Below are 23,035 nucleotides of genomic sequence, written 5' to 3'. Positions count from 1 at the left end.
CCGGTGTCAGTGAGGGCTGCCTGGATCATCTTGCGGATCGTGCCGTGGGTGACGGCCGGACGCCGTGGGTCATCCGAGAGGCAGGACCGGCTGGAAGGAGCTTGCGGTCCGGAAGGCGGCGGTCCCTTGCCGGGCAGCGAGCCATAGCTGACGGTCGCGGTGGAGGATGACCCGGCCCGGGTAGTTCAGCGACTCCAGCGTCACCGATCCGGTGATCGAGCCCGGACGGGTGTAAAAGGTCGCGTCCTTCTTGAACAGGGAACTGCCGTCACTGCGGTCGAAACGCAGCCGGAAGTGCTTGTGCCGCAGGTAACGGCCGTCGAGGCCGATGAAGGAGTATCCCTTGGGATCGGCAAGGCCTGGCACGATGCGCAAGCCGGCGCCCTGCCGGGATGCGGCCGGGTCGGTGTCGCGGCTGGTGACAAGCCGGGCTTGGCCGCGCAGGTCCTGGATGAACGCGTCAGGAGTGCCGACCGACCGGAAGGACCGTGTCACGCCCGTAGGCAGTCCGGCGGCCTCCGACGGCGGGAATGTCGGTGATGGCGACGCCGTGGTTGTTCGACTGGGCGTGGTGGTGGGGGATGGCACAGGGGTGGCGGAGGGCGCCGCATCCGCGATCCGCTTGACCAACTTGATCGTGGGATTTCCCGCGGGCACGAAGCTCGCCCAGGCTGACGTGTCGCCGGTGTAGTAGATGATCAGCTTGGCCGGGTCGGCTCCCGCGAACGCGGCCGAGTCCTGGACCGGTGGCTTCTGGCCGAGGTACAGCGCCCGCAGCTGGGGATCACGCGCGAAGACGCGCGGACCGAGCCTGCTCAGGCTCGGCGCGTAGACCGAGGTGAGGCTCGCGTTGTCGGAGATCGAGTCATGCCAGGCGGTGGTCAGCGCGGGCGCGTACAGCTCCTTGAGCGAGGCGAGGCGGACGATGGCGTTCTTGTCCAGCGTCTGCACGCTCGGCAGCCGCAGCACCTTGATCCCTGTCCCGGCGGCGGCGTCACCGTTGAGATCGAAGCAGTTGATGCCCATGTAGCGGAGCTTGGGAAGGTTGACCGCTTTCAGCACGTGGCTATCGTTCAACCCGTTCCTGCCGATCGACTCCAGCTCAGGCGCGTTGAAGTAGCGCAGGCGGGAAGCGTCGTCGAACGCGAAGTCGTCAATGGTCCGCACCCGCGGGAGGTTGACCTTCGTCAGGTACTGGTTGCGGCGGAACGCGTTCGCGCCGATCTCCGTGACGCTCGGCAGGTAGAGCACGCTGAGCTTGGCGTACGGCCCGTGCCCGAACGCCATCGCGCCGACGGTGCGGGCGGCCTTGAAGCTGACCGAGGCGAAGTTGTGGTTGCTGAAGGAGCCGGGTTTGATGTCCTGCAGATCGTCCAGCACCAGGTGCCTGACCCACGACCCCCACCAGCCGTTGTGCCACAGGTACGGCGAGCGTCCGCCGCGTGCGATCTGCCCGGCGCAGGCCAGCCCGGAGTCGGGGGTGCATTCGGTCCCGCCCTGGAGGGATCGCAGGTTGTAGATGTGCAGCCGGTTCAGCTTGGTCAGCCCGAGCCCGCCCGCGCTCTCGGCGTTGCCCACGGTCTGCACCGCCGTCAGGTCGGCGTCGTTCAGCGCGGTCCCGCCGGTGAGGTAGAGCGCGATGCCGGTGCTGCGCGCGAGCTCCGCCCGCGCTTTGACGAGCTGCGCCTTCAGGGGACGCTGTGCGGCTTGGGAGACGTCGTAGCGCAGTGTGAACGTGTCCGGTGGCAAGGCGTGGTCGCCCGGCTCGGAGGGCCGGTAGGTGTAGGTCTCCTTCCTGTTCAGTTCTCCGTCAGAGGAGAAGACGGGATCGACCCCCGGATCCTTGGCCGGATCGGCCAGGCCGGTGCCGCCGTGCAGCGCCACCGAGGTGCCGGTGCGCACGGCTGCGGCGGCCGCCGGCCCTTGCGCGCCGTAGACGGCGGCCGCCGTCGCGAGCGCGGCGAGGGCCAGGTGGCGGGCTGGGGGTTTTCCGAAACCCTTGTCGCTCATTGCTGCCTTACTGTCGCCGCCCCCCGTGTGGAGGCTCTCGTGAGAGGTGACGCTACAGGTGGGCGCGGATAACAGAAATGTTCGTGTGCCGCGCCACGCTGTCTCGGGCACGGTCCTGGCTCGCCAGGTGGGTCTCCTCGCCGATGACGGCGACGAGCTCGACCTCCGGGTCCGCCTTACGTGCGGCGGCGAGGTGTCGGGAGGCAGGCTCGATTTCCTGGACGTGGACGTTTAGAAGTCGCCCGGGGTGCGGCCGAGGGCGTCCGTCGGGTCCGCTGGGTTGGCGCCTTCGACGGGGCCGACGTACAGCTCGAGCTGGCTGCGGAAGCGTTCCACGGCGGCGCGATCGAGGCCGCGCCTATCGAGACTCTGCGCGGTACGCGCGTGCAGCGTCCCCGCCTTGGATGCCCCCGACGGCACCGCCAGCCGTTCGAGCACGAGCGGCCGGACGCCCTGCAGCCCAAGCTCAGCGGCCAGCAGCGTGCCCACAGGTCCGCCGCCCACGATCGTGACGTCGCACATCACAGCTCCTCCCAGACACAACCAACGGGTTTCAGGCCAGCGTCGGCTGGGCGATTCGCTTCCCGGCGAAGGTGAGCGCGACCGCGGTGCCGAGCAGCATGCCTGCCGCGGCGATGAACACCGCCGTACGCAGGCCGGTTGCGAGCGCCGCGCCGGTCGCCTCGCCCAATCCGCTGGCGGCCACCAGCACGGCCAGGCCCAGCGCCGAGCCGACCTGCAGCGCCGTGGAGGCCAACCCGGAGCCCACGCCTTGCTCGCGGCCGGCGATGCCGGTCGCGGAGGCGATCCACATGCCGGTCCAAGTGAGGCCTTGGCTGATCCCCATGATCACGATCCCGGGCAGGACGTTCACGTATGAGCCATCGGCGCTGACGCCGAAGGCCACCAGCGCGGTGCCCGCGGCCCCTCCGATGGTGCCGATGAGCAGGGTCAAGCGCATCCCGATCCGGCCTGCCAGCCGCCCGCCCAGTTGGGTGCCGAGCGCGATCAGCAGCGCGGGAACCAGGAAGGCCAGCCCGGTCGCCACCGCACCGTAGCCGAGGACGGTTTGGAAGTAGACGGTCAGGAAGTACGGCAGCGCGTTGAGCGTGACGCCGAAGACCAGGATGACGGCGATGGCCGAGCTCAGGCTGCGGTTGCCGAGCAGACGCAGCGGCATGAGCGCATCGCCGCTGCCCTTTTCGACCGAGACGAACGCGGCCAACAGCACGGCGGCCAGCACGACGCTGCTGAGGATTGACGGCGAGGTCCACCCGGATTCAAGGCCCGATGAGCGCGAAGGCCAGCAGACTCACCCGGCCGTGGCCAGCACAGCGCCCGGCACGTCGAAGCGGCGGACGCGTCGAACGTGCGACGGGCATCCCGAAAGATCACCAAGCAAGCGGGACTCGGAACCGCCTGGAGTCCCCGCGAACTGCGTCACTCGTTCGTCTCCATCATGAGTGACCAGGGCGTACCCATCGAGACCATCGCCGATCTCGTCGGGCACGCGGGCACCAGCGTCACGGAAGCGGTCTACCGGCACCAGCTCAGGCCAGTGGATCACCAAAGGTGCCCAGACCATGAACACCATCTTCGGCGACAGCCGACACGGGTAGAGAGTCCGAGTGAGATGGCTCCCCGATTGGCTCCCATCGACTCCCAGACAAGGGAAAAGGGGCTCCGGATGAACTCCGAAACCCCTTGTTACCTGCAACTTCCTGGTGGAGATGAGGGGATTCGAACCCCTGAACCCTTCGATGCGAACTATGCGCAGTTCCTCGGCCTTTGCTGTGTTCATCTAGGTCAGGCGTGTGCTAGTGGCTGTGAGTGTGTGCCGGTGTGTGGATGCGTTGCTGTATTTCTCTGCTGTACAGCACGACGGCTGTCGGGCCTGGCCGTGGGGCATCCTTCGGCAGGGCCGCGGCTGGCCGTGGATCGCCTGGCTTGACATGCACGGCATCTGCGTGCGCCCGCCGCGCGGACTTCACTTACCGGCACATCGCGTCGATGAACTCCGAGAAGCCCGGGAACTCCTCTCGCGCCCCCGCCACGATCTCCGCCGCGGAACGGCGCCTCCCCGGCGCGTACCGCTCTGCGATCGCCTGGAATGCCTCGTTCGGCTGCGTCTCACGACCTGGGTCGGCGAATGCCTCTGCCGGGCCCAAACCCTCCGCAAACAACCAGAGCAGATCACCGAGATCGCGAGCTACCACGCCGCATTCACCCTCGGAACCGAGGTAGACGACAGGCTGCTCGATGATTGACATACCAGGTCGAACCAGCCAGAAACCGATATAGTCGCCTGCCCCGGTAGTGCCGAAAAAGCGGAATTCGCTGCCATCGACCTCGTCGTTACCGGTCCACAGGCGAAACCACCACGCGGTCCTCTCCGGCGCCTCGAACCGCTCGTACAGCCCGAAATCACAACCGCGGGCCTCGTCGGCTTCTTCGTCCCGCTCCCACTCAAAACCAACCTCGGCCACCTCGGCCAGGGCTACGGGTAGGGCCAGATGCTCAGTTGTCTCCGTCATCCCGAGTGACTAAGCCACTCCACATCCGGTAGCCGATCTGAGTGCGTTGCTGCAGTGGAGGATCATCATGGGTCATGGGAGGGCGCGAGCGAGGCGCGGTTCAGCGCCACCGTCCCGATCTCCGAGGTCGCCAAGACCGCCACGTACACCCGCGCGTACGCCGAAGCCAACGGCTTCCTCACGCTGCTCAGCGACGGCCGCGTGCTCACCGGCGCCTACGCCCTCGGCCCCGAGGCGGGCGAATGGCTGCAGCAGGCGACCGTGGCGATTCGCGCCCGGATCCCGCTCGACGTGCTGCGCGACACCATCCAGCCGTTCCCCACCTTCTCGGAGATCTACATCGCCGCGCTCAAGGGTATGTACGACCAGATCGCGGCGACCGGGCGACCGGTCCGGCAGGCAGCGTCTTGAAACATGCGGGGGAAAACAATGGTGCGTTACCGCACGCTGACGGTCGACGGCCTCGACATCTTCTACCGCGAGGCCGGGCCGGCCGACGCGCCCGTCCTGCTCCTGCTGCACGGCTTTCCATCCTCGTCGCGCATGTACGAGCCGCTGTTGCGGCGCCTGGGCGGCCGGTGGCGGCTGATCGCGCCCGACTATCCGGGGTTCGGGCACAGCAGCGCTCCCGCGCCGGCCGACTTCGCCTACACCTTCGACCACCTGGCCGAGGTGATGAACCGCTTCGTGGATGCGCTCGGCATCGACCGCTATGTGCTTTACATGCAGGATTACGGCGGCCCTGTCGGGTTCCGCATGGCCATGGCGCGGCCCGAATGCCTGGACGCGCTCGTCGTCCAGAACGCCGTGGCCCACGACAGCGGGCTGGGGCCGCTGTGGCAGGCCCGGCGCGCGTTCTGGGCCCACCGCGCCGCGAACGAACCGGCACTGCGCGAGAACTTCCTCTCCCTTGCCGCCACCCGGGCGCGGCACCTCGGCTCCGATCCTGCGATCGACCGCTATGACCCGGATCTATGGACTGACGAGTACGCCTTCCTGACCCGGCCAGGACAGGCCGAGATCCAGCTGGAGCTGTTCTACGACTACCGCACCAACGTGGCCGCCTACCCCGTCTGGCAGCGGTGGCTGCGCGAGCACCGCCCCCGCACGCTGGTGCTCTGGGGACGTTACGACGAGTCGTTCCAGGTGCAGGAGGCCGACAACTACCGAGCCGACCTCCCGGAGGCGCAGGTGCACCTGCTCGACGGCGGCCACTTCGTCCTCGACACCTGTGCCGACGAGGCGGCCGAGCGCATCAGAGCTTTCCTGGACAAGCAGTGACGGTCGTCTCAGCTTCGGCCCCGGCCGCAGGGGCCTTGGCTCGGCACGTCGAGTCCGAACAGGTCGACGGCGTTCGTCTGGTAGAAGCGGCGCAGCTCGTCGGGGCTGATCGGCAGCGCGTCCTGAGCGACGACTTCCTCGGGTGCGTATTGGTAGGGGTAGTCCATCGCGTACATCACTCGGTCCGCGCCGACGACCTCCCGGCAGAACATGATCGCCGGAGCCCACGCCATCCCACTGGTGGTGAGCCAGATGTTGCGCCTGAAGTACTCGCTCGGCTTCAGCTCCAAGGGTCTGGAGCCGGCGTACCGCTTGGCCCGGACCTGGACACCGTGCATGTAGTCCAGGCGGTAGAGCCAGTACGGCAGCGCCTCGCCGAGATGGCCGACCACGACTTTGAGCCCGGGAAAGCGGTCGAACACGCCGCGTACGATCAGCCGGAGCAGGTGCATGCCGGTCTCGACGCCGAAGCCGAAGATCGCCCCGTCGAGACCCGCGTCGAGCAGTGGCTTGATCATGGCCGGGGGCGGCGTCTGCGGATGCAGGTAGATCGGCGCCCCGAGTGCCTCCGCCGCTTCCAGGATGGGGAAGAACCGCTCCTCGTCCAGGTAGTGGCCCTTGATGTGGGAGTTGCAGATCAGCCCCTTGAGCCCGAGCTCCTTGACGCCGCGTTCCAGCTCGGCGACGGCCGACGGCGCGTCCTCGAACCCGACCGCGGCCAGCCCGGAGAACCGGTCGGGGCGCCGGCGGCAGGCCTCGGCGATCCGCTCGTTGGCGATGACGGCGATCTCCCTGGCCCTGGCCGGGTCCAGGATCTGGGTACCCGGCGTGGTCAGCGACAGGACGGCGTGCCCCACCCCGGCCGCGTCCATGTCGGCCAGCCGTTCCTCCCCCAGGTCCTGGAGGCGACGGCGGACGGTCCGCGGCTTCTCGGCCTCGCTGCGCAGGTAGAAGCCCATGAGGCTCTCGAAACCGGGATCCACGCCCGGCTGGTCGAGGAGCTCGAGGTACATCGCCACCATCTCGGGCGGCGCGTACGCCTCCTCGGTCGCGACGCGCACGTAACTCATTCAGCCGTTCCTTCCGTGGTGAGGTTCATCCAGCGGCCGATCCCGGGCAGCTCGTCACCGACGAGGTGGACGATCGCATGCTCTTCCGTGCACGCGGCCAGCGAGTGCTCACCGTGATTGCGGCCGAGACCGGACTGCTTCATCCCGCCGAACGGGACGGAGGCCACCGAGGCGCCGACCCGGTGCGTGTTGATGAAGGTGTTGCCTGCCTCGATCCGCCGGGCGACCGTCTCGGCGTGCGCGGGATCGTCGCTCCAGACCGACGAGCCGAGCCCGTATTCCGTGCGGTTCGCCTCGGCGACCGCCTCTTCGTCGGTGTCGAAGGGCAGCACCGGCAGGATCGGCGCGAACTGCTCCTCGACCACCAACTCGGCGTCCCGCGGCAGCCCGGTGACGAGGTGTGGGTCGACGTAGTAGCCCGCGTCCCATTTGGCGGACGCCGCCCTGGTGCCGGTCCTGTGCACCTGTGCGCCCGACCGCTCGCTGTCCGCCAGGAGCCGCAGGGCGCGCTCGTATCCGGCGCCCGTGGTCACCGGGCCCATGTGCGCGCCGGAGTCGAACGGGTCGCCCACGACCAGCCCGGCCGTCATCGCGCGCAGGCCCTCCACCAGCTCGGCGTACTTACTGCGGTGGGCGTAGATGCGTTTGATGTTGTAGCAGATCTGCCCGCTGGAGCTGAACGATCCGGCGATCAGCTCGCGGAGCAGGGCGTCGGTGACGGTCGCGGACTCCAGGACCAGGGCGGGGTCGTTCCCGCCGAGTTCGAGCGAGACCTTCTTGACCGTGCCAGCTGCGGCTTGGAGGACCTTGCGGCCGCTGGCGACGCCGCCGGTGAACAGCACGCACCGGATCAGCGGGTGCCGGGTGAGCGCCTCCCCCGCTTCCGCGCCGGTCCCGGGGACGACGTTGACGACGCCGGGCGGCAGCAGCTCGGCCAGCCTGTGCAGCATCGCGGTGACGGCGAGCGGAGCGGCCTCCGGCGGTTTGACGACCACGCTGCAGCCGGAGACCAGCGCCGGGGCGATCATGTTGAAGGTGAGGTAGACAGGGGTGTTCCACGGTGAGATCACCGCGACGGGGCCGACGGGGACACGCCGTACCTTCGCCGCCCGCGCGGGCCTGGAGGTGGGCAGGTCGCTCAGATCCAGCTCGCGCTCGGCCAGGTCGGCCAGCCCGGCGAAGGCACGCAGCAGCCCGGCCGCGCCAGAAGCGTCGAACGCCGACTCGGCCAGGACCTTTCCCACCTCCAGCGAGATGGTCGGCGCCAGCTCAGGAGCCAGCCGTTCGAGCTCGCCGGCGGCGGCCAGCATCAGCTCCGCCCTGGCGGTGGCGCCGACCTCCGCCCAGCCGCGGAAGGTGTCGTGCGCCGCCAGCACCGCGGCGTCCACCTCCGCCGCGTCCGAGCGGGCGTAACGGCCGACGACCTGGGCGGTGTCCGCCGGGTTGATCACCTCGTCCCACCGGGCGCCGTCGGTCGCCTTGCCGCCGGCGAACCCTGTCGCGTCCATCACAAGGCCTTCCCTGCGGCCGGGTCCCACTCCTGGCCGGTGACCGGATGCGGGTAATGGAAGGGGACGGTGTCGGCGGCGGGGAACAGATCGAAGTCCCCGACGATCTGGTCCGGCCCCAGCGGGTCCTCGGGAAAGGTGCGAGTGGGGATGATCCAGGTCATCGGCTGGGTCCTGGCCCAGCCCTTGTCGAAATCCCCATGCCAGATCGGGCGGTATTCCAGGCGCAGGAACTTCCAGACCTCGTCCTCGCGCACGTAGGTGTTCTCATAGATCCCGCCCTCCCACCACTGCTCGTAGGAGACCTTGCCGGGGAAGGTGCCGCGCGCCGACTCGTGCAGCCCGGCCTGCATGAAGCAGCGGAACCGCCCTCGGGCCGTCCGCAGGTCGGGCGCCACGCTCACCACGTCCTGGAACTGCGGGTGATCGAGCAGGAAACCATGCACGGGCCCGTTGTGCGCCACCGTGCCGTACTTGCCGCCGAACCGTTCGATGAACAGCCGGTCGATGCCCGCGCGCCCTTTGTAGAGCCCGCCGCAGAAGTAGGCTTCTCCGTCGTCGCTGAAGAGCGCGGCCACCTCCCGGTAGTGGCACTTGTCCAGGTAGTAGCCGTACTTGTGCTGAAGGTCGCGGATCTCCTGCCGCGCCTCCAGGACGGCGATGCGCCGTTCGAGCGCCGGAAGGTCGGACATGACGGATTCCTTTCGTTAGTCGGTACGGCCGGCGAGTTCGTCGGCACCGACCCAGTTGCCGTGCAGGCCCATCCGGATCCGCATCGGCAACGACAGGGTGCACACCGGCTCGGCGTCGAGCCTCTGGGCGTCGAGGATGACCAGGTCGCTGCGCATCTCCGCGCGACGGCCGACGATCACGAACACGTAGCCGTGGCCGGGTGGCGCGTCGGAGGCGCCAGGGACGAACACCGGCTCGCCGACCGTCGAGTCCTCGCCCGGCCAGTAGATCTGCTGCCGCCCACTGTCCAGGTCGATCCCGCTGAGCCAGCGGAAACCGCCGCCGGGCCGGCTATGTCCGCCCGGCCCGTCGAGCAGCGCCATCACCCCCCAGGAGTACGGCAGCGTCTCCTGCCGGTCGTCCATTCGCGGGAACTCCCCGGCGAAGCGGCACAAGCGGAACTCGGTGAACCCGCGGGTCGCGTCCTGCGTGTCGACGGTCCACCGCGACAGATACCCCTTGGCCCGCTCCGGGTCGTACGGCGCGCCCGTCACGTCGGGGAACCAGGGGAAGTAGTTGGCCGCCCCCACCGGGGTATCGATGTGGATGAACCGCCCGTCGTCGTAGGCGCCCATGATGTGGCTGGCGAAGCGGTTGGACCCGGTGAACCAGCGCAGGTCCGCCGCCGTTCCCTTGCGCGGCAACACGCCGAGGTGAACCGGCTCGTGCGGGTCCCACTTGAAGTGGGACTCACCCTTCTCGATCCACTCCAGCTCGCTCCGCAACGGGATGATCGGGAAGACGACGAAGTTCTGGGTGACCGCGAAGTCGTGGACCATGCTGGAGTAGGGCGCCTGGAACCACGTCTCGTGGATCAGCCGGCCGTCGCGGTCGGCCTCGTAGTAGACGATGTCCCGGGTGGTCTCGCCCTTGGCCGCGTAGCCGAAGAACACCATCTCGCCGGTGACCGGGTCGAATTTCGGGTGCGCGGTCGAGGTCGCCGAGGTGAGTGTGCCCTCGAAGTCGTACTCGCCGAGCGTCTCCAGGGTGACCGGATCCATGATGACCGGTGGCGAGTCCTCTTTGGCCACGTACAGCTTGCCGCCGTGGAAGAACACGTTGGTGTTGGCGACCCCCCGGCTGACCCCTGCGACGGACGGATCGTCGGTGAACGGGTTGCGGTACGCGCCGAAGAGCGCCCTGCCCGCCGCCTCCTCGGCGACGAACCGAGGCGTGCGCACGTAGCGGCTCTTGAAGTCGACCCGTCCCCCGTCGAACCGGAAGGCGATGATCATGCCGTCGCCGTTGAACAATTCGAGGTCGTTCTCGATGAACGACGGCCACTGCCGGTCGATCACGCACTTGTAGTACGTCCCCGCGAGATGTTCCGGCACCTCACCCTGCGTCACCTGGACTCCACGCAGATCCGCCTCGACGCGCATGGGGGCGTCGAACGGATCTTTGGGCGTGGGAAAGCCGACCATAGGACTCCTTGAGGACACGGGCGTTGAGAACGCTTTACCTGCGACACAGAGCAGTGAAGAACGCCGCGACGGCCCGGCGACGGAACGGCATCCTTCTTTCTGCTCCACGGAAAGCCGCGACAGAGAACCGGACGTAGACCAGGAAAACGGCCCATAACATCAGACAACTGAGAAGTAGGGAGCACGCATGACCATCACGAGCGAGGAACTGATGGCACGCCTGCAGCATGCGGAAGCGCGGCTGCAAAGGCTCGACGACATCGAGGCGATCAAGAGTCTGCACCGCCGCTACATCCGCAAACTGGCCGACCGTGACTGGGACGGCATGGCGGACTTCTTCACCGACGACGCGGTCACGGACATCCGCTGGCATGGACGCACCGAGGGCAAGCAGCAGCTCATCGAACAGGTCTTCGACGAGCTGCACAAACTCGTCAAGAGCGCCGACGGCTACATCCTGTCCTCTCCCGTCATCGAGATCGACGCGGGCGCCGACGTCGCCTATGGCGAGTGGACGTGGCATCGGCACATCTGCGAGTTCCGTACGACTGGTGGATACATGCGCGTCTGGGGCCCCTGGCTGGAGGGCCGCTACCGCTGCCAGTACGAGCGCGTAGGCGGCGAGTGGAAGTTCAAGGACATGTGGTTCCGGGTGGTGCTTCCCGATGCCGATCCGGAGCAGCATGAGATGCGCGAGCGCATCGTCGGCGCCGAGCCCCACGTCACGGGCGAGGGGATCACACAGCGCTGACCAGCACTTTCTTGCACAATGTAAGGAACATCCCCTTTGCCCTTGTCTGGGTGGATGTTAGCCTGCGAATCAGGCTTGTCAGCGGTGGCGGCAGCCTGCGCCCGAGGAGATTGCATGACTCTCAACACCGTTGATACCGAGCCCGTGTACCACATCGCGTCGGTCGGGCGAGCGTTGACGTTGCTGTCCGCATTCTCACAGCGGCACCAGCTGACGGTGTCGGAGGCCGCCGAGCTGCTGGGCGTCGCGCCGTCGACCGCGCATCGGCTGCTTCAGATGCTGATCCATCACGGGTACGTCGTCCAGGGTGACCGCCGGGTCTATGTCCGTGGCCCCGCGATGCAGTCGCTGGCGTCGGGCTCCTCCCGTGGCGAAGACCTCCAGGCCATCACGATGCCCCTGCTGACGTTGCTGCGCGACGCGCTCCGGGGGACGGCGAGCCTGCTCACGCTCGAGGGGAACGGCGCACGCTTCCTCGTCTGCGCCGAGTGGCGCGACAAGACCGAGATCGCCGTTTCCCGGGTCGGCTGGCTGCTTCCCGCCCACACCCTCGCTGCGGGCAAGGCGATGCTCGCCAGTCTCTCGACCGCCAAGATCGACGCGCTGTACCCCGATGGCGTGCCGATCACCCGGTTCAGTCGCGTCTATTCGATGGCCCAACTGCACCGTGAGCTTCGCGATATCCGCAGCCGCGGCTACGCGCGCAGCAGGGAGGCGCACGAGGACGTCCACGCCATCGGCGTCGTGCTGCCCATGGGCGCCGGCTCGCCGGCCATGGCCGTCTCCCTCGCGTGGGACGCCTCCCGCTTCCCGGTCGCCCAGGAGCAGGAGGCGACGCAGTTGATGCGATCGACGGCACAGGAACTCGCCGACGCCGTGAAGAGCGCGGGCTAGAGAATCGGTCACGGGGCGCGCCGCTCTGGCTTCCACCCATCTCGGGGAACGGAGTCCCGCAGCAGGCGGGTGTACGGGTGCTGCGGCGCGTCGAGCACGGCTGCCGTAAGTCCTCGCTCCACGATCTCGCCTGCCTGCATCACCACCACCTCGTCGGCGATCTGCCTGACGACGGCCAGGTCGTGCGTGACGAACAGGTAACTGACTCCGGTCTCGTCGCGCACGTCGGCGAGCACGTTCAGCACCTGGGCCTGAACCGACATGTCGAGCGCGGCGACCGCCTCGTCGAGGATCACGACCCTCGGCTCGGTGGCCAGGGCTCGGGCGATGCAGACCCGCTGCCGCTGGCCGCTGGACAGCTGGGCGGGCAGCGCGCGGAGCACTCCCCCGTCCAGCCGCACGAGCTCGAGCAACTCCGCTGTCCGGGCCGCCCGCCTCCCGGCGTCCCACGGAAAGTGCAGCCGCAGCAACTCGTCGAACGCCTTGCCGATCGGCTGCCGTGGATCGAGAGAGCGGTAGGGATTCTGGAAGACCATCTGCATCTGGCGGGCGTAGGCACGCCGCTGCCGGGTGCTCGGCCGCGCGGGCCTGGACTCGCCGAAGTACGTGATGCGCCCGGACGTGGGCACCTCCAGGCCCATGATCATCCTGGCGACGGTGGTCTTGCCCGATCCGGATTCGCCGACGACGGCGAGGGTCGTCCCCGTTTCGAGCCGGAAGGAGACGTCCTTCACCGCGACGACCGGCGGTGTTCCGCGCCTGATGACGCCGTGGTGGCCGAACGTCTTGGTCAGCCCGCTCACCTCGATCGGGGCGACCGTGGTGAACTCGTCCGCTTTCACGGTCATGCGTACCTCTTTTCGAACGCCGCGGACGGGACAACCGGCAGCCGGTGCTTGCGTTCGGTGATGCTCGGGCGGCAGGCGAGCAGTGCGGCGGTGTACGGCTCGGCGATGTCACCGGCGTACAACTGCGCGGGGGTGAGGCTCTCGATCAGCCGGCCCCGGTACATCACCAGGACCCGATCACACGTCGCGGCCACGAGCTCGATGTCATGGCTGATGAAGATCATGGCGGCGCCCCGCGCGCGACGGACTTCGTCGAGCAGGGCGACGACCTCCGACTGCGTGGTCACGTCCAGGGCCGTGGTGGGTTCGTCGGCGAGTATCAGCTTCGGATCCCGCATCAGCACCGAAGCGATCATCACCCGCTGCAGCATTCCGCCGGACAGCTGGTGCGGGTACAGGTCCAGCGCCCTGCCCGGATTCCGGATGTCGACCTGCGACAGGAGCTCCTCCGCCCGCTCGCGGGCGGCCCGCCTCGCCGACCGCGACTCACCCCGGTACGACTCGGTGAGGAGGTCCCCGATGCGCCGCACCGGATTGATCGCCGCGTGCGGATCCTGGAAGACCACACCCACGTCATCGCGGCGGTACGCGCGCAGTTCGCGGTCCGAGAACGACGGCACCGAGTCTCCCGCGAAGCGGATGTCGCCCCGGACCTGTGCGCGGGCAGGCAGCAGCCGCGTGATCGCGCGGATGGTCATCGTCTTGCCCGAGCCCGACTCGCCGACGACGCCCACGGACTCACCCGCCGCGATCTCCAGGGAGACACCCCGCAGGACCTCGAGCGGCTCGCCTCCGCGTGTGACACTGACGCGCAGGTCTTCGATCGAAAGCTGAGCCGTCATCCCGCACGCTCCTCGCTCCGTGAGGAAAGGGCGTCACCCAGGACGATGACGCTCACGACCGCGACCACGAGCGCCCCGCCGGCGTACAGCGACTCCTGCGGGAAGCCGCGCACGATGCTGCCCTGGCCCGACTCGATCATCGTGCCCCAGTCGGCCGTCGGCTCCTGCACGCCCAGTCCGAGGTAGGAGATGCCGGCGAGCTCGACCATCGCGTAGCCGAACGACGTGGTGGCCTGGGCGACGATCACCGGCCACAGGTTGGGGAGCACATGGAACGCGCAGATGCGGACCGATCCCATGCCCTGGATGCGCAAGGCGTCCACGTAGGGCTCGTTCACCTCGCGCAGCGCGGTCGATCGGACCAGCCTGCCGATGACGGGGACGAACGCGATCGACACGGCGAGCGCCGCCGAGCCGAGCCCGGGAGAGAGCACGGCCACGAACATGAGCGCGAGCAGCATCGACGGGAACGAGAAGACCACGTCGAACACCCGTCCCACCAGCGCGTCCACCCAACCCCGCCGCCATGCCGCGACCAGCCCCAAGGCCGTGCCGGCCACAGTGGCCGTGAGCGAGACGATGAGCGGCCCGAGCAGCGCCGTACGGGAGCCGAAGATCAGCCTGGAGAAGAGGTCGCGGCCCGAGCCGTCGGTGCCGAGAAGATGCTCGGCGGAGGGCGGCTGGAGCACCTTCAGCACGCTGCCCGCGTCCGGATCGTGGGGCGCGATCAGCGGCGCGAACACGGCGACGCCGACCAGTACCGCCGACACCGCGAGCGCGCAATGGCGCAGCATCCGCGACCGGCCGGCCGCCTCACTCGTGCGGCCTTGTGCAACGAGCGCCGTCACCTGGCCTCCATGGTCCTGGTCCGTGGGTCGATGGCGGTGTAGAGAACGTCGACCAACGTGTTCACGATGAGAAAGGCGGCGATGATCAGGACGCCCACGCTCTGCACGACCGGGTAGTCCTTCCTGGTGATCGCCAGCACCAGCAGGGAGCCGACCCCGTCCAGCCCGTACGCCTTTTCGACGATCACGGTGCCGGCGACCAGCGCGGCCACGACGATCCCGCCGATGGTGGTGATCGGCAGGAGCGCGTTGCGGATCACGTGCCGCCGCAGCACCTCTCCCGGCCTGAATCCCCGCGCGACGGCCGTCACGACATGGTCTCGCCGGCTCTCCTCGATGATCGACGCGCGCGTGACACGGGCCATGGCCGCGCTGCTCGACAGCGCGAGAGTGATCGCCGGCAGGGTCAGATGGTGGAGGCTTCCCCAGAATCCCTCCCCGCTGCCGAACACGGGGAACCAGTCCAGATAGAGCGAGAACACCGTGATCAGCCCGATGGCGATCACATAGGACGGCGTGGCCAGGGCGATCGAGAGGATGATCGAGATGCCGGTGTCCACGTGCTGCTTCGAGCGGGCGGCGAGCAGGCCGGAGAGGAAGCCGAAGGCGATGACGAGGACGCTGCCATATACCACGAGCATGAACGTGGTCGGCAACCGCGCCGCGACCATGGAGCTGACGTCCTGGCCGAACACGTAGGACGTCCCGAGATCTCCGGTGAACACACCTGACAGCCAGAGCCAGTACTGCACCACCACCGGCTGGTCGAGGTGGAACCGCGCCTGGAGCCGGGCCACCGCCTGTGGGTCGGCCGCGCGCTCGCCGAGCAGCATCGTCACCGGATCGCCGGGCGCCATTTGCAGGAACACGAAGGACAGGAAGCTCGCCACGAGGAGCGTTGCCGCCATCTGCGCGATCCGCGACGTCACCGTCCACGCGATCGCCCACGTCGCCCGCCGGGGCGCGAGGTCGAGGGGGGTGAGTGCGTCAACGCTCAATCGAGCCTCCTGCTGGGACGACCAGGGATGTCTGGGCCGTACCATAGGCAGCCGGCATCCCCATATGAACTGCGCGAGCGGCAGATTCTGCCCTACGGAAAGCCGCAGTCGGCCTCGGGCATCGGCTTCGTCCTCGCCCTAGATTCCGGGAATTCCCGGCCCTTTCAGTGAGGAAGGCAGCTATGAACGTCCGGCTATCCACTCTTCCCGTCGTCAGGCGGAGGCGGCCGATCCTCGCGCTGATCGCCGCCGGCATGGTGACCGTCTCGGGATGCGCGGGCGCGACGCCGAGCCCGGCGAGCGCACCCGCCGACGCGGCGCAATGGATCACGTCCACGCCGCCCGCGAAGGGCGCCCTCGACAGCGTCTCCTGGAACCTGCTGCTGGAACCGGCCAAGCTCGATCCGGCCGAGTCGGCCAACTACGGCGAAAGCGTCGTACTGTCCAACCTCTGCGAGAGCCTGCAGACGCTCAATCCGGACTTCTCGATCAGCGACGGCCTGGCCCGCCTGACCGCCAACCAGGAGCGCACCGAGCTCGTTTACACGATCGATCCGAAGGCCCGTTTCTGGGACGGAAAACCGGTCACCGGCGAGGACGCGGCGTACAGCCTCACACGGGTGTGGAAGCCCACGGGGGTGCCGTACTGGAGCACCTATTTCTCGGCTGTGACCAGCATCGAGGCGACCGGCGAGCGTGAGGTGACGCTGACCTTGCGGCACGCCGACCTGCTCCTGGAGAAGCTGCTGGCCACCTCCGCCGGCGCCGTCGTGGAGAAGGCGTACTCCAAGGCGCACCCCGCCTTCGGCACGCCCAAGGATCCCCCCATGTGCTCGGGCCCCTACCGGTTCGTCTCGTGGAAGGCCGGGTCCAGCGTGACGATCGAGCGCAACGACGCCTACTGGCGCGGGGTCACCGCGAAGACCAAGAAGATCGTGTTCTCGTTCCTTCAGGGCGACGCGACGCAGACCACCGCGCTGACCGGCGATGCCGTGCAGGGCATGTTCCAGCCGCCGTTCACCGGGCTCGGCAGGTTGGAGGAGCATGGCAACGTCTATTACGGCAAGACCCTGCTCACGTTCTACCTCGTCCCGTCGAAGAAGCCCGGGCCCTTGCAGGACGTCCGCATCCGCAAGGCCCTCTTCCTGGCCCTCGACCGGAAGGCCGTGGCGGGCACCGCCTTCTCCGGTGCGGCTCTGCCGGCCCGCAGCCTCGTGCCGGATACCGCCTACGGCGACGTGACCCCGGCGCGCAGCGAGGGCACGGGCGGCAGCCCGGCGGAGCTCGAGCAGGCCAAGGAGCTCGTGCGGCAGGCCGGCTCGCCAAAACAGCCCATCGTGCTGGTGGCCGCCACAGGCATCACCGAGTCCATGAACCAGACCTTGCAGGCGCTGGTCGAGGCCGGCAAGGCGATCGGGCTGAACATGGTCTTCAAGCCCATCACCCTGGGCCAGTACTACGGAATGTTCGGCGACCCCAAGGGCTGGAAGGCCGTCGACGGCGACGGCTTCGGATCCCAATGGAACCTGCCCGTCGCCGACCCGCTCGCGCAGTTCCACATCTGGGGCGCACCGGACGACCCGTCGAACTACGGCGGGTTCACCGACCAGCAGGCGAGCGAGCTGATCGAGCGTGCGCGGGCGGCCTCGGACACCGGCACTCGTGACCAGGTGCTGTCCCAGGCGGACCGGCGGCTGTTCGACCAGCTGCCCTGGTTGCCGATCGTGGAGGTCGCCAGCACGGTTTACCTGAACCGCGAGGTGACCGGAGCGCCCGCGTCCTTCGTCAACTGGTACTACCCGTGGGCGGCGCACCTGGGTGCGGCCAAGTAAGACCGAGGGCGATGCCCCGGCATCGCCCTCTCCCTCACCCCCAGTGTGACGGGACACTCCGGCAGAATTCGTCGACCGCCGCCGCGGCGTCCTCAGGCAGGTACCACCGGTCGGCGACCAGCCTCGCCACCGTGCGCCGGGCCCGCTCACGCAGTTCCTCCGGCGAGCCGTACCGGCGGCGCAGTTCGGCCGGGTCGAACGGCGTGTGGGTCCAGGCGCCCATCGCGATCGGACCGTCCGGATCACCGGCCATGCGGCGAACCGGCACCTCGACGTCGAGATACCTTACGCCGCCCATCGCATGCCCGGCCTCGTTGGTGACGCAGGAAACGCCCGTGTAGTCCACGCCCTGCGGATCACGCTCCAAGCCCGGCGCGACCCGCATACTGATCGGATCGGCTCGGGGCGGCGGAGTTCCGTCCGTCCAGGCGATCAGGTTGTCGATCGCGGCTGCCAGCAGATACGCCGTCGCGGCGTGCCTCGGGCACCCCTCGGCGGGGGCCGACCCCGCTGCGCGGTGGTCGTCGATCCGGCCGGCATCGTCGAGCAGGCCGCTCTCGTGCCCTCGCGCGGGAATCTGATAGCACCGGTACAGGTCGCCGGCGACGTCACTGTCGGCGCGCTGGTGCCACAGGTGCGAGACGGCTTCCTCCTGGCTCATGAACTCGATGACGGGCACCCGGGACCCGCGGACGACCCGGCGGGGATCGTCCATGGCCACCTGGGCGAGGGGGGTGACCGGCCGGAGCCTGGCGTCGAACTCGATCTCGCCGTCGCGGTCCACGTTGACGTAGCCGTACGGGCCGAAACCGCCGCTGGACACCCCGATGAGGTAGGCGTCGCAGATCCCCTGCGCCAGCTCCTCGCTGTGCAGGTCGTGCAACCCCTCGGAGAGATAGGTGCGCAGGAAGCTGCCCGACTGCGACCAGCCGGTGAGCAGCGTCCGGTCGGGCCGGCGGAGCCCAGGCAGCAGTCCCGCGGCCTCCGGACGCCGACAGGCCGCCGCGACCGCTCCGATGAGATCCCAGACCGCACCGTCGTGCGGGAACGACAGCGCCGAGTAGCGTCCGCCCGGCATGTCGCGCAGCGCGTGAGCCGTGACCGCCTTGCAGGTCACACCGACATAGGCGACGCCGCGCCGGACGATGTGGCGGGCCGTGTCCGGCCAGTACATCGGGAAATCGTTCCCGGTCGAAGGGTTGAGCAGTTCGATGTGGACCTCGCCGCTGAAGTCCTCGTCACGGACAGGCCGGATCGTGAGCACCCGGGTCGTGTACGGGACCGTCCGGCCATGCCGAGGCGGTCTCGAGGCGCCGTCGGTGTAGAGGCGCGCCTCGCCCGAGACGGTGAACTCCTCGATCTTGTACGCCGCATTCTCCAGCTGTGACCCCTGCCAGCGCGCGGGAGACAAGAACGCCTCCGAGGCCGCGTCGCCCAAGGCACGCACGTCGTGCAACGGGAACTTCATGGTCGCAACTCCTTGGTAGCCGGAGCTCCGTAGCGTAGGCGCGTCCGGCCCCTCGGCTCCCGCTTCCCCGTCCAGGTTCCACCAGGCAGAAACGGCCTTGATCACAGTCAGTGCTGCCAGGATGACCTGCGATGATGCCGCCATGGCTGATCGGATGGACACCTTCGCGACGGCGGTCGAGCTGCTCGCGGCAATGGACACGGGCGAGCTCACCAGCACGGAGCTCCTCGAGGCCTTCCTCGCCCAGATCGAGGATCACTCGTGGGTGAACGCCGTGGTCACCGTCGACGTGGACCGGGCCCGGGCCGAGGCCCGGCTGGCGGACGCCGTACGGGCGTCGGGACGGCGCTTCGGGCCGCTCCACGGCCTGCCGATCACCGTCAAGCACGACGTCAAGGTCGCGGGGATGCCGTCGACGTACGGCTCGGCCACGCTGCGCGACTACGTGCCGGACGAGGACGCCGAAGCGGTCGCACGGCTGCGACGTGCCGGCGCCATCGTCTTCGGCCGGACGAACCTGCCCGAGTTCGCGAAGGACGGCCAGTCCTACAACACGTTGCACGGAACGACGGCCAATCCATGGAACGGCGACCTCACCCCAGGCGGCTCGTCCGGCGGATCGGCGGCGGCTCTCGCTGCCGGGATGACCGGCCTGGAACTGGGCTCGGACATGGGTGGCTCCATCCGTATCCCCGCGAGCTGGTGCGGCGTGACCGGCCTGAAACCGACATGGGGCATCGTGCCGGTGTCGGGCGGCGTGCCCAGCCCGGACGATCCTCCCGGCGCGGAACTCGTCGTTCCCGACATCGCCGCCGCGGGCCCCATGGCGAGAGGTGCCGCCGATCTGGATCTCGCGCTCACTGTGCTGTCCGGACGCGGCGGACCAGCGCTGGCGCCTCCTCGCTTCTCGGCTCACAGGCAACTGCGCGCCGTCGTGTGGCTCGACGACGACGTCCTGCCCACCGCTTCCACGACCTTGACGGTGCTCGAGGACGCCTGCCGAGCTCTCGAAGCCGACGGCGCGTGCATCGACTACAAGAAGCGGCCGAACGTGACCTTGAGCGAGTCAGAGGAACTCTTCGAGATCCTGTTCATGGCGGATGTCACCGGCGGCATCGGCGCCGGCGACTTCGAGGCTTTGCGCCGGCAGCTGGCGGCGCAGCGTTCAGCCGACCCGATGCTCGCCTGGCACCACCGTGCCCTTGAGCTCACCCATCGCGAGTGGCTGGAGCTGCAGCGACGCAGGCTCCGGATCATGGCGGCGTGGGAGGAGTTCTTCACCGACGTCGACGTTCTCCTGACTCCCACGGTCTTCACGACCGCTCTCGCGCACGACCACAGCGAGCCCGTCTGGGAACGGACCTACCTGGTCGACGGCAAAGCGCGGTCCTGGCGGCCGAACCTCACCCGCTGGTGCGCGATGCCCGGGGTCTCCCTCCTCCCGGCGACCACGGTGCCCGTGGGGCGCACCTCCCAGGGACTGCCCGTCGGAATGCAGGTCATCGCGGGGCGGTACGCGGATCGCAGCACGATCCGCGCCGCCATGCTGATCGAGCAGACACTGGGCGGATTCGCCCGGCCACCGATGAACCCGTCCACTCAGCGGCCCGCGGGGTGACCGACGCGCCCTGAGCAACCGCCGCTCAGCAGCCGGCGCGATGGACGACCTCGCCTCGCACGACGGTCGCCCGCACGGAGACCTCGGCGATGTCCGATGCCGGAACGGCGTGCAGGTCGCGGTCGAGGAGGACGAGGTCGGCGACCTTGCCGACCTCGATCGTGCCCACGTCGTTCTCGGCGAAGTTCGCGAAGGCCGAGCCATAGCAGTAGTGCCACAGCATCTCGTCGAGTCCCAGATGCTGCGCCTGGTCGAGTGGCGGAGCCATCTCACCGGGTTCGGCACGGTTGACGCCGACATGCACGATCTCGAAGGGGTCGAACGTCGTCACGGGCCAGTCGCTGCCCACGGCCATCGGCGCTCCGGCCTCCTGCAGGCTCCGGAACAGGTACTGCCAGCGCGCCCGTTCCTCCCCGACAAGTACGACCAGCGGATCATCGCCGGTCGGCGCGCGGTGCGCCCACCTCGGCTGGGCGTTCACGATGACGCCGAGCCTGCCGAAGCGTGCAATGTCCGCTGATCGCAGCAGCGTCACGTGGGCGATCTGGTGCCGAGCGTCCCTCGACCCGTTCACCTCTCGGGCGGCTTCAATCGCGTCGAGTGCTTCGGTGATCGCGCGATCACCGATGGCGTGCACGTGCACCTGGAAACCGTTCGCGTCCAGCCGGGTAACCGCCTCGGCCAGAGCGTCGGGGGCGAGCATGGAGATGCCGTGATCTGGTTCGGCGCCGGGGCGACGCGCCAGGTAAGGACTGGACAGCGCCGCCGTACGGGATTCGCACACCCCGTCCTGGAAAATCTTGACCGTTCCCACTCGGACGAGTGGATGCACTCGAGCGGTGTCGCGGGCCTTGACCAGATCGTTGATCTGCTCCAGGCCCCGGTTCCGGTCCCAGCGCAGCGCCAGGGAGACCGTGGCGCGGAGAGCGCCTTCGAACGCGGCGTCGAGGTAGGCGTCGAGCATGGGCAGGTCGTGGGGGTCATATCCGACGACCGCATCGTGCCAGCGGGTGATCCCAGCCGCGAAGAGCCGCGGCTGCACGACGAGGAGAGCGTTCTTCAACTCGTTCTTCGTCGGCGGGGGAACCAGGCTACGCACGAGTTCCATCGCGGTCTCATCGAGCCTGCCGGTCGGTTCGCCGTCAGCGTCACGTACGATGCGCCCTCTCGGGGGGTCCGGCGTGCTCCGTGTGATCCCGGCTCTGACGAGGGCCGCCGAGTTGACCCAGGCGAAGTGCTGGGAGTATTCGACCAGGAAGGCGGGACGATCGCCGGTCACCTTATCGAGGAGGCCGCACAGTCTGGTGGCGTCGGGGAATCTGTCGAGGGCCCAGCCACCACCGAGGATCCAGCCCTGCGGAACGCGCTCAGCGTAGTCCGCAACCAAGCGCTGATAATCCTCGACGCTTTCGCCAGACGTGAGGTCGCAGCGCAGTGCGTTGAGGGCGCCGATGAGGGGATGGATATGCGCGTCGTGAAAACCGGGCAGGACCGTCGCCCCTTCGGCGTCGATGACCGACGTTCCCTTACCGATCCAGTCCTTCACCTCGTGATCGTCGCCGATGGCCACGATCCGGTCGCCGCGGATCGCGACGGCCTGCGCGCGCGGCACGCCGGCGTTCAGCGTGCGGACCTCCGCGCCACGGATGACGAGACTAGGGTGCGTCAATGTAGGCGATCCTTCCGTACTCGAAGAGGTATTCGACCCGCCCCGAGACCGTGTACGGCGGCCCCGCCTGCATCGGCCCGATCGGGCATTCCGGCCAATCGCGGAAGACCCGAATCTCCGTCGTGATGGTGGCGCTCAGTCTGTTGCCGTCGAACTCGATGTCGCTCGCTGAGATCTCCTCGTCGAAGTAGGTCCACGCCTCGCGATAGAAGGCGAACATGGCAGCCCGCCCCCGCATCGCCGGCATGACAGAACCCCAGTCGAAGACGAGCTCGGGCGATAGGTAGGTCTCGAGTTCGTCGAAGTCGTGCGCGTTGAATGCCGCCACATAGCGGCGGTACAGGGCCTTCAGATCACGCGGTTCGCTCACCCGTGAGCCTTCCTCTCATCGGCCACTTGCGGTATTACGCCACATCGCCAGTAACCGGCCGGCACCCACGCGGGCGCTTTCTGTCTGGTGGAATCACCTCATGGCCGGTCGGCCTCTCCGCGCCCGCATGCCCCACCGGAGCTTCGATGACGCCGCACGGCTGGCAGTCCGGAGCATGGGACGCACGTCCCAGCCCCCACACGCCGGCCGGCCACGCGCGAGGCTCGGCGTGTGGCCGGCAGCTGTCCCTTGCGACAACTGTCACCGACGTGGACCTATGCGCTCGCGAATATGGCCTGGACATCAAGTGGGAGGAAGAGCTAGCCGTGACTTCGCGG

At 68.5% G+C, this 23,035-nt stretch carries 22 protein-coding genes and 1 pseudogene; 8 read left to right on the top strand and 15 right to left on the bottom strand.

Features of this window, described 5'->3' with window-relative positions:
- Window positions 1–69: 69 nt before the first annotated feature.
- Complete coding sequence (locus tag ACTWPT_RS44760) at window positions 70–2,010, bottom strand: AbfB domain-containing protein (RefSeq protein WP_443183633.1); 1,941 nt, start codon at window positions 2,008–2,010, stop codon at window positions 70–72.
- 85 nt (window positions 2,011–2,095) lie between these two features.
- On the opposite strand from ACTWPT_RS44760, the gene ACTWPT_RS44755 reads away from it, so the two are divergent.
- Window positions 2,096–2,245 carry a hypothetical protein gene (locus ACTWPT_RS44755; RefSeq protein WP_443183632.1) on the top strand — a complete coding sequence of 50 codons (150 nt, stop codon included), beginning with the start codon at window positions 2,096–2,098 and terminating at the stop codon, window positions 2,243–2,245.
- Here the strand turns inward: ACTWPT_RS44755 and ACTWPT_RS44750 are convergent.
- Together ACTWPT_RS44750 and ACTWPT_RS44745 are read right to left on the bottom strand one after the other, a co-directional pair.
- Window positions 2,242–2,532: an FAD-dependent monooxygenase gene (locus ACTWPT_RS44750; RefSeq protein WP_443183631.1), complete on the bottom strand. Its 291-nt coding sequence runs from the start codon at window positions 2,530–2,532 to the stop codon at window positions 2,242–2,244. The two genes, ACTWPT_RS44755 and ACTWPT_RS44750, sit on opposite strands and share 4 nt — an antisense overlap.
- A 31-nt stretch (window positions 2,533–2,563) precedes the next feature.
- Window positions 2,564–3,277: pseudogene (locus ACTWPT_RS44745) on the bottom strand (MFS transporter); the annotation flags it as partial.
- 102 nt (window positions 3,278–3,379) lie between these two features.
- Here ACTWPT_RS44745 and ACTWPT_RS44740 point away from each other — a divergent pair.
- On the top strand, window positions 3,380–3,961 hold the full coding sequence (locus ACTWPT_RS44740) for a tyrosine-type recombinase/integrase (protein ID WP_443183630.1): 582 nt from the start codon (window positions 3,380–3,382) through the stop codon (window positions 3,959–3,961).
- A gap of 40 nt (window positions 3,962–4,001) precedes the next feature.
- On the opposite strand, the gene ACTWPT_RS44735 is transcribed toward ACTWPT_RS44740, so the two are convergent.
- Window positions 4,002–4,544: an SMI1/KNR4 family protein gene (locus ACTWPT_RS44735; protein ID WP_443183629.1), complete on the bottom strand. Its 543-nt coding sequence runs from the start codon at window positions 4,542–4,544 to the stop codon at window positions 4,002–4,004.
- A gap of 54 nt (window positions 4,545–4,598) precedes the next feature.
- Here ACTWPT_RS44735 and ACTWPT_RS44730 point away from each other — a divergent pair, with 54 nt between their 5' ends.
- A complete protein-coding gene (locus tag ACTWPT_RS44730) occupies window positions 4,599–4,955 on the top strand; it encodes a hypothetical protein (RefSeq protein WP_443183628.1) in 357 nt (118 codons plus the stop codon).
- A gap of 3 nt (window positions 4,956–4,958) precedes the next feature.
- Window positions 4,959–5,825 carry an alpha/beta fold hydrolase gene (locus ACTWPT_RS44725; RefSeq protein ID WP_443183627.1) on the top strand — a complete coding sequence of 289 codons (867 nt, stop codon included), beginning with the start codon at window positions 4,959–4,961 and terminating at the stop codon, window positions 5,823–5,825.
- Window positions 5,826–5,833: 8 nt separating this feature from the next.
- On the opposite strand, the gene ACTWPT_RS44720 is transcribed toward ACTWPT_RS44725, so the two are convergent.
- Genes ACTWPT_RS44720 through ACTWPT_RS44705 form a run of 4 tightly spaced genes read right to left on the bottom strand, consistent with a single transcriptional unit; the run spans window position 5,834 to window position 10,559 of the window.
- The gene (locus ACTWPT_RS44720; RefSeq protein WP_443183626.1) at window positions 5,834–6,895 is read right to left on the bottom strand and encodes an amidohydrolase family protein; all 1,062 of its coding nucleotides are present in this window, start codon (window positions 6,893–6,895) and stop codon (window positions 5,834–5,836) included.
- Window positions 6,892–8,403, bottom strand: coding sequence for an aldehyde dehydrogenase family protein (locus ACTWPT_RS44715; RefSeq protein WP_443183625.1), 1,512 nt, complete (start codon window positions 8,401–8,403; stop codon window positions 6,892–6,894). The genes ACTWPT_RS44720 and ACTWPT_RS44715 overlap by 4 nt, the downstream gene beginning before the upstream one ends.
- The gene (locus tag ACTWPT_RS44710; protein ID WP_443183624.1) at window positions 8,403–9,095 is read right to left on the bottom strand and encodes a nuclear transport factor 2 family protein; all 693 of its coding nucleotides are present in this window, start codon (window positions 9,093–9,095) and stop codon (window positions 8,403–8,405) included. Before ACTWPT_RS44710 ends, ACTWPT_RS44715 begins: the two co-directional genes overlap by 1 nt.
- Before the next feature lie 15 nt (window positions 9,096–9,110).
- On the bottom strand, window positions 9,111–10,559 hold the full coding sequence (locus ACTWPT_RS44705) for a carotenoid oxygenase family protein (protein WP_443183623.1): 1,449 nt from the start codon (window positions 10,557–10,559) through the stop codon (window positions 9,111–9,113).
- Between the two features lie 187 nt (window positions 10,560–10,746).
- On the opposite strand from ACTWPT_RS44705, the gene ACTWPT_RS44700 reads away from it, so the two are divergent.
- Window positions 10,747–11,310: a nuclear transport factor 2 family protein gene (locus ACTWPT_RS44700; RefSeq protein WP_443183622.1), complete on the top strand. Its 564-nt coding sequence runs from the start codon at window positions 10,747–10,749 to the stop codon at window positions 11,308–11,310.
- A 114-nt stretch (window positions 11,311–11,424) separates the two neighbouring features.
- Window positions 11,425–12,204, top strand: a complete 780-nt coding sequence (locus ACTWPT_RS44695) for an IclR family transcriptional regulator (RefSeq protein WP_443183621.1) — start codon at window positions 11,425–11,427, stop codon at window positions 12,202–12,204.
- An 8-nt stretch (window positions 12,205–12,212) separates the two neighbouring features.
- Here the strand turns inward: ACTWPT_RS44695 and ACTWPT_RS44690 are convergent, their stop codons facing one another.
- From ACTWPT_RS44690 to ACTWPT_RS44675, 4 genes are read right to left on the bottom strand one after another with little or no spacing between them, the layout of a single operon-like run.
- Window positions 12,213–13,052, bottom strand: a complete 840-nt coding sequence (locus tag ACTWPT_RS44690) for an ABC transporter ATP-binding protein (protein ID WP_443183620.1) — start codon at window positions 13,050–13,052, stop codon at window positions 12,213–12,215.
- Window positions 13,049–13,894 carry an ABC transporter ATP-binding protein gene (locus tag ACTWPT_RS44685; RefSeq protein ID WP_443183619.1) on the bottom strand — a complete coding sequence of 282 codons (846 nt, stop codon included), beginning with the start codon at window positions 13,892–13,894 and terminating at the stop codon, window positions 13,049–13,051. Before ACTWPT_RS44685 ends, ACTWPT_RS44690 begins: the two co-directional genes overlap by 4 nt.
- Complete coding sequence (locus ACTWPT_RS44680) at window positions 13,891–14,742, bottom strand: ABC transporter permease (RefSeq protein ID WP_443183618.1); 852 nt, start codon at window positions 14,740–14,742, stop codon at window positions 13,891–13,893. Before ACTWPT_RS44680 ends, ACTWPT_RS44685 begins: the two co-directional genes overlap by 4 nt.
- Window positions 14,739–15,740, bottom strand: coding sequence for an ABC transporter permease (locus tag ACTWPT_RS44675; protein ID WP_443183617.1), 1,002 nt, complete (start codon window positions 15,738–15,740; stop codon window positions 14,739–14,741). The genes ACTWPT_RS44680 and ACTWPT_RS44675 overlap by 4 nt, the downstream gene beginning before the upstream one ends.
- 182 nt (window positions 15,741–15,922) lie before the next feature.
- On the opposite strand from ACTWPT_RS44675, the gene ACTWPT_RS44670 reads away from it, so the two are divergent.
- Complete coding sequence (locus ACTWPT_RS44670; RefSeq protein WP_443183616.1) at window positions 15,923–17,572, top strand: ABC transporter substrate-binding protein; 1,650 nt, start codon at window positions 15,923–15,925, stop codon at window positions 17,570–17,572.
- 34 nt (window positions 17,573–17,606) lie between these two features.
- Here ACTWPT_RS44670 and ACTWPT_RS44665 read toward each other — a convergent pair whose 3' ends face one another.
- Window positions 17,607–19,040 (bottom strand): alpha/beta hydrolase domain-containing protein, encoded by a 1,434-nt coding sequence (locus ACTWPT_RS44665; RefSeq protein ID WP_443183615.1) that lies wholly within the window; start codon window positions 19,038–19,040, stop codon window positions 17,607–17,609.
- A gap of 142 nt (window positions 19,041–19,182) precedes the next feature.
- Between ACTWPT_RS44665 and ACTWPT_RS44660 the strand changes: the two genes are divergently transcribed.
- Complete coding sequence (locus tag ACTWPT_RS44660; protein ID WP_443183614.1) at window positions 19,183–20,658, top strand: amidase family protein; 1,476 nt, start codon at window positions 19,183–19,185, stop codon at window positions 20,656–20,658.
- A 25-nt stretch (window positions 20,659–20,683) separates the two neighbouring features.
- Here the strand turns inward: ACTWPT_RS44660 and ACTWPT_RS44655 are convergent, their stop codons facing one another.
- Window positions 20,684–22,327 (bottom strand): amidohydrolase, encoded by a 1,644-nt coding sequence (locus tag ACTWPT_RS44655; protein ID WP_443183613.1) that lies wholly within the window; start codon window positions 22,325–22,327, stop codon window positions 20,684–20,686.
- On the bottom strand, window positions 22,314–22,697 hold the full coding sequence (locus tag ACTWPT_RS44650; RefSeq protein WP_443183612.1) for a nuclear transport factor 2 family protein: 384 nt from the start codon (window positions 22,695–22,697) through the stop codon (window positions 22,314–22,316). The genes ACTWPT_RS44655 and ACTWPT_RS44650 overlap by 14 nt, the downstream gene beginning before the upstream one ends.
- Window positions 22,698–23,035: the final 338 nt, after the last annotated feature.

This window comes from Nonomuraea sp. 3N208, assembly GCF_052245935.1.
Lineage (GTDB): Bacteria > Actinomycetota > Actinomycetes > Streptosporangiales > Streptosporangiaceae > Nonomuraea.
Note: the sequence above shows the minus strand (reverse complement) of the source record. Positions and strands in the feature narration are given on the sequence as shown.

What these genes read in the sequence shown, in the direction of transcription:
- ACTWPT_RS44665 (WP_443183615.1), bottom strand. Translation starts at nt 19,040, where the DNA reads ATGAAGTTCCCGTTGCACGACGTGCGTGCCTTGGGCGACGCGGCCTCG.
- ACTWPT_RS44710 (WP_443183624.1), bottom strand. Translation starts at nt 9,095, where the DNA reads ATGTCCGACCTTCCGGCGCTCGAACGGCGCATCGCCGTCCTGGAGGCG.
- ACTWPT_RS44685 (WP_443183619.1), bottom strand. Translation starts at nt 13,894, where the DNA reads ATGACGGCTCAGCTTTCGATCGAAGACCTGCGCGTCAGTGTCACACGC.
- ACTWPT_RS44700 (WP_443183622.1), top strand. Translation starts at nt 10,747, where the DNA reads ATGACCATCACGAGCGAGGAACTGATGGCACGCCTGCAGCATGCGGAA.
- ACTWPT_RS44695 (WP_443183621.1), top strand. Translation starts at nt 11,425, where the DNA reads ATGACTCTCAACACCGTTGATACCGAGCCCGTGTACCACATCGCGTCG.
- ACTWPT_RS44705 (WP_443183623.1), bottom strand. Translation starts at nt 10,559, where the DNA reads ATGGTCGGCTTTCCCACGCCCAAAGATCCGTTCGACGCCCCCATGCGC.
- ACTWPT_RS44750 (WP_443183631.1), bottom strand. Translation starts at nt 2,532, where the DNA reads ATGTGCGACGTCACGATCGTGGGCGGCGGACCTGTGGGCACGCTGCTG.
- ACTWPT_RS44670 (WP_443183616.1), top strand. Translation starts at nt 15,923, where the DNA reads ATGAACGTCCGGCTATCCACTCTTCCCGTCGTCAGGCGGAGGCGGCCG.
- ACTWPT_RS44720 (WP_443183626.1), bottom strand. Translation starts at nt 6,895, where the DNA reads ATGAGTTACGTGCGCGTCGCGACCGAGGAGGCGTACGCGCCGCCCGAG.
- ACTWPT_RS44690 (WP_443183620.1), bottom strand. Translation starts at nt 13,052, where the DNA reads ATGACCGTGAAAGCGGACGAGTTCACCACGGTCGCCCCGATCGAGGTG.
- ACTWPT_RS44715 (WP_443183625.1), bottom strand. Translation starts at nt 8,403, where the DNA reads ATGGACGCGACAGGGTTCGCCGGCGGCAAGGCGACCGACGGCGCCCGG.
- ACTWPT_RS44760 (WP_443183633.1), bottom strand. Translation starts at nt 2,010, where the DNA reads ATGAGCGACAAGGGTTTCGGAAAACCCCCAGCCCGCCACCTGGCCCTC.
- ACTWPT_RS44725 (WP_443183627.1), top strand. Translation starts at nt 4,959, where the DNA reads ATGCGGGGGAAAACAATGGTGCGTTACCGCACGCTGACGGTCGACGGC.
- ACTWPT_RS44660 (WP_443183614.1), top strand. Translation starts at nt 19,183, where the DNA reads ATGGCTGATCGGATGGACACCTTCGCGACGGCGGTCGAGCTGCTCGCG.
- ACTWPT_RS44735 (WP_443183629.1), bottom strand. Translation starts at nt 4,544, where the DNA reads ATGACGGAGACAACTGAGCATCTGGCCCTACCCGTAGCCCTGGCCGAG.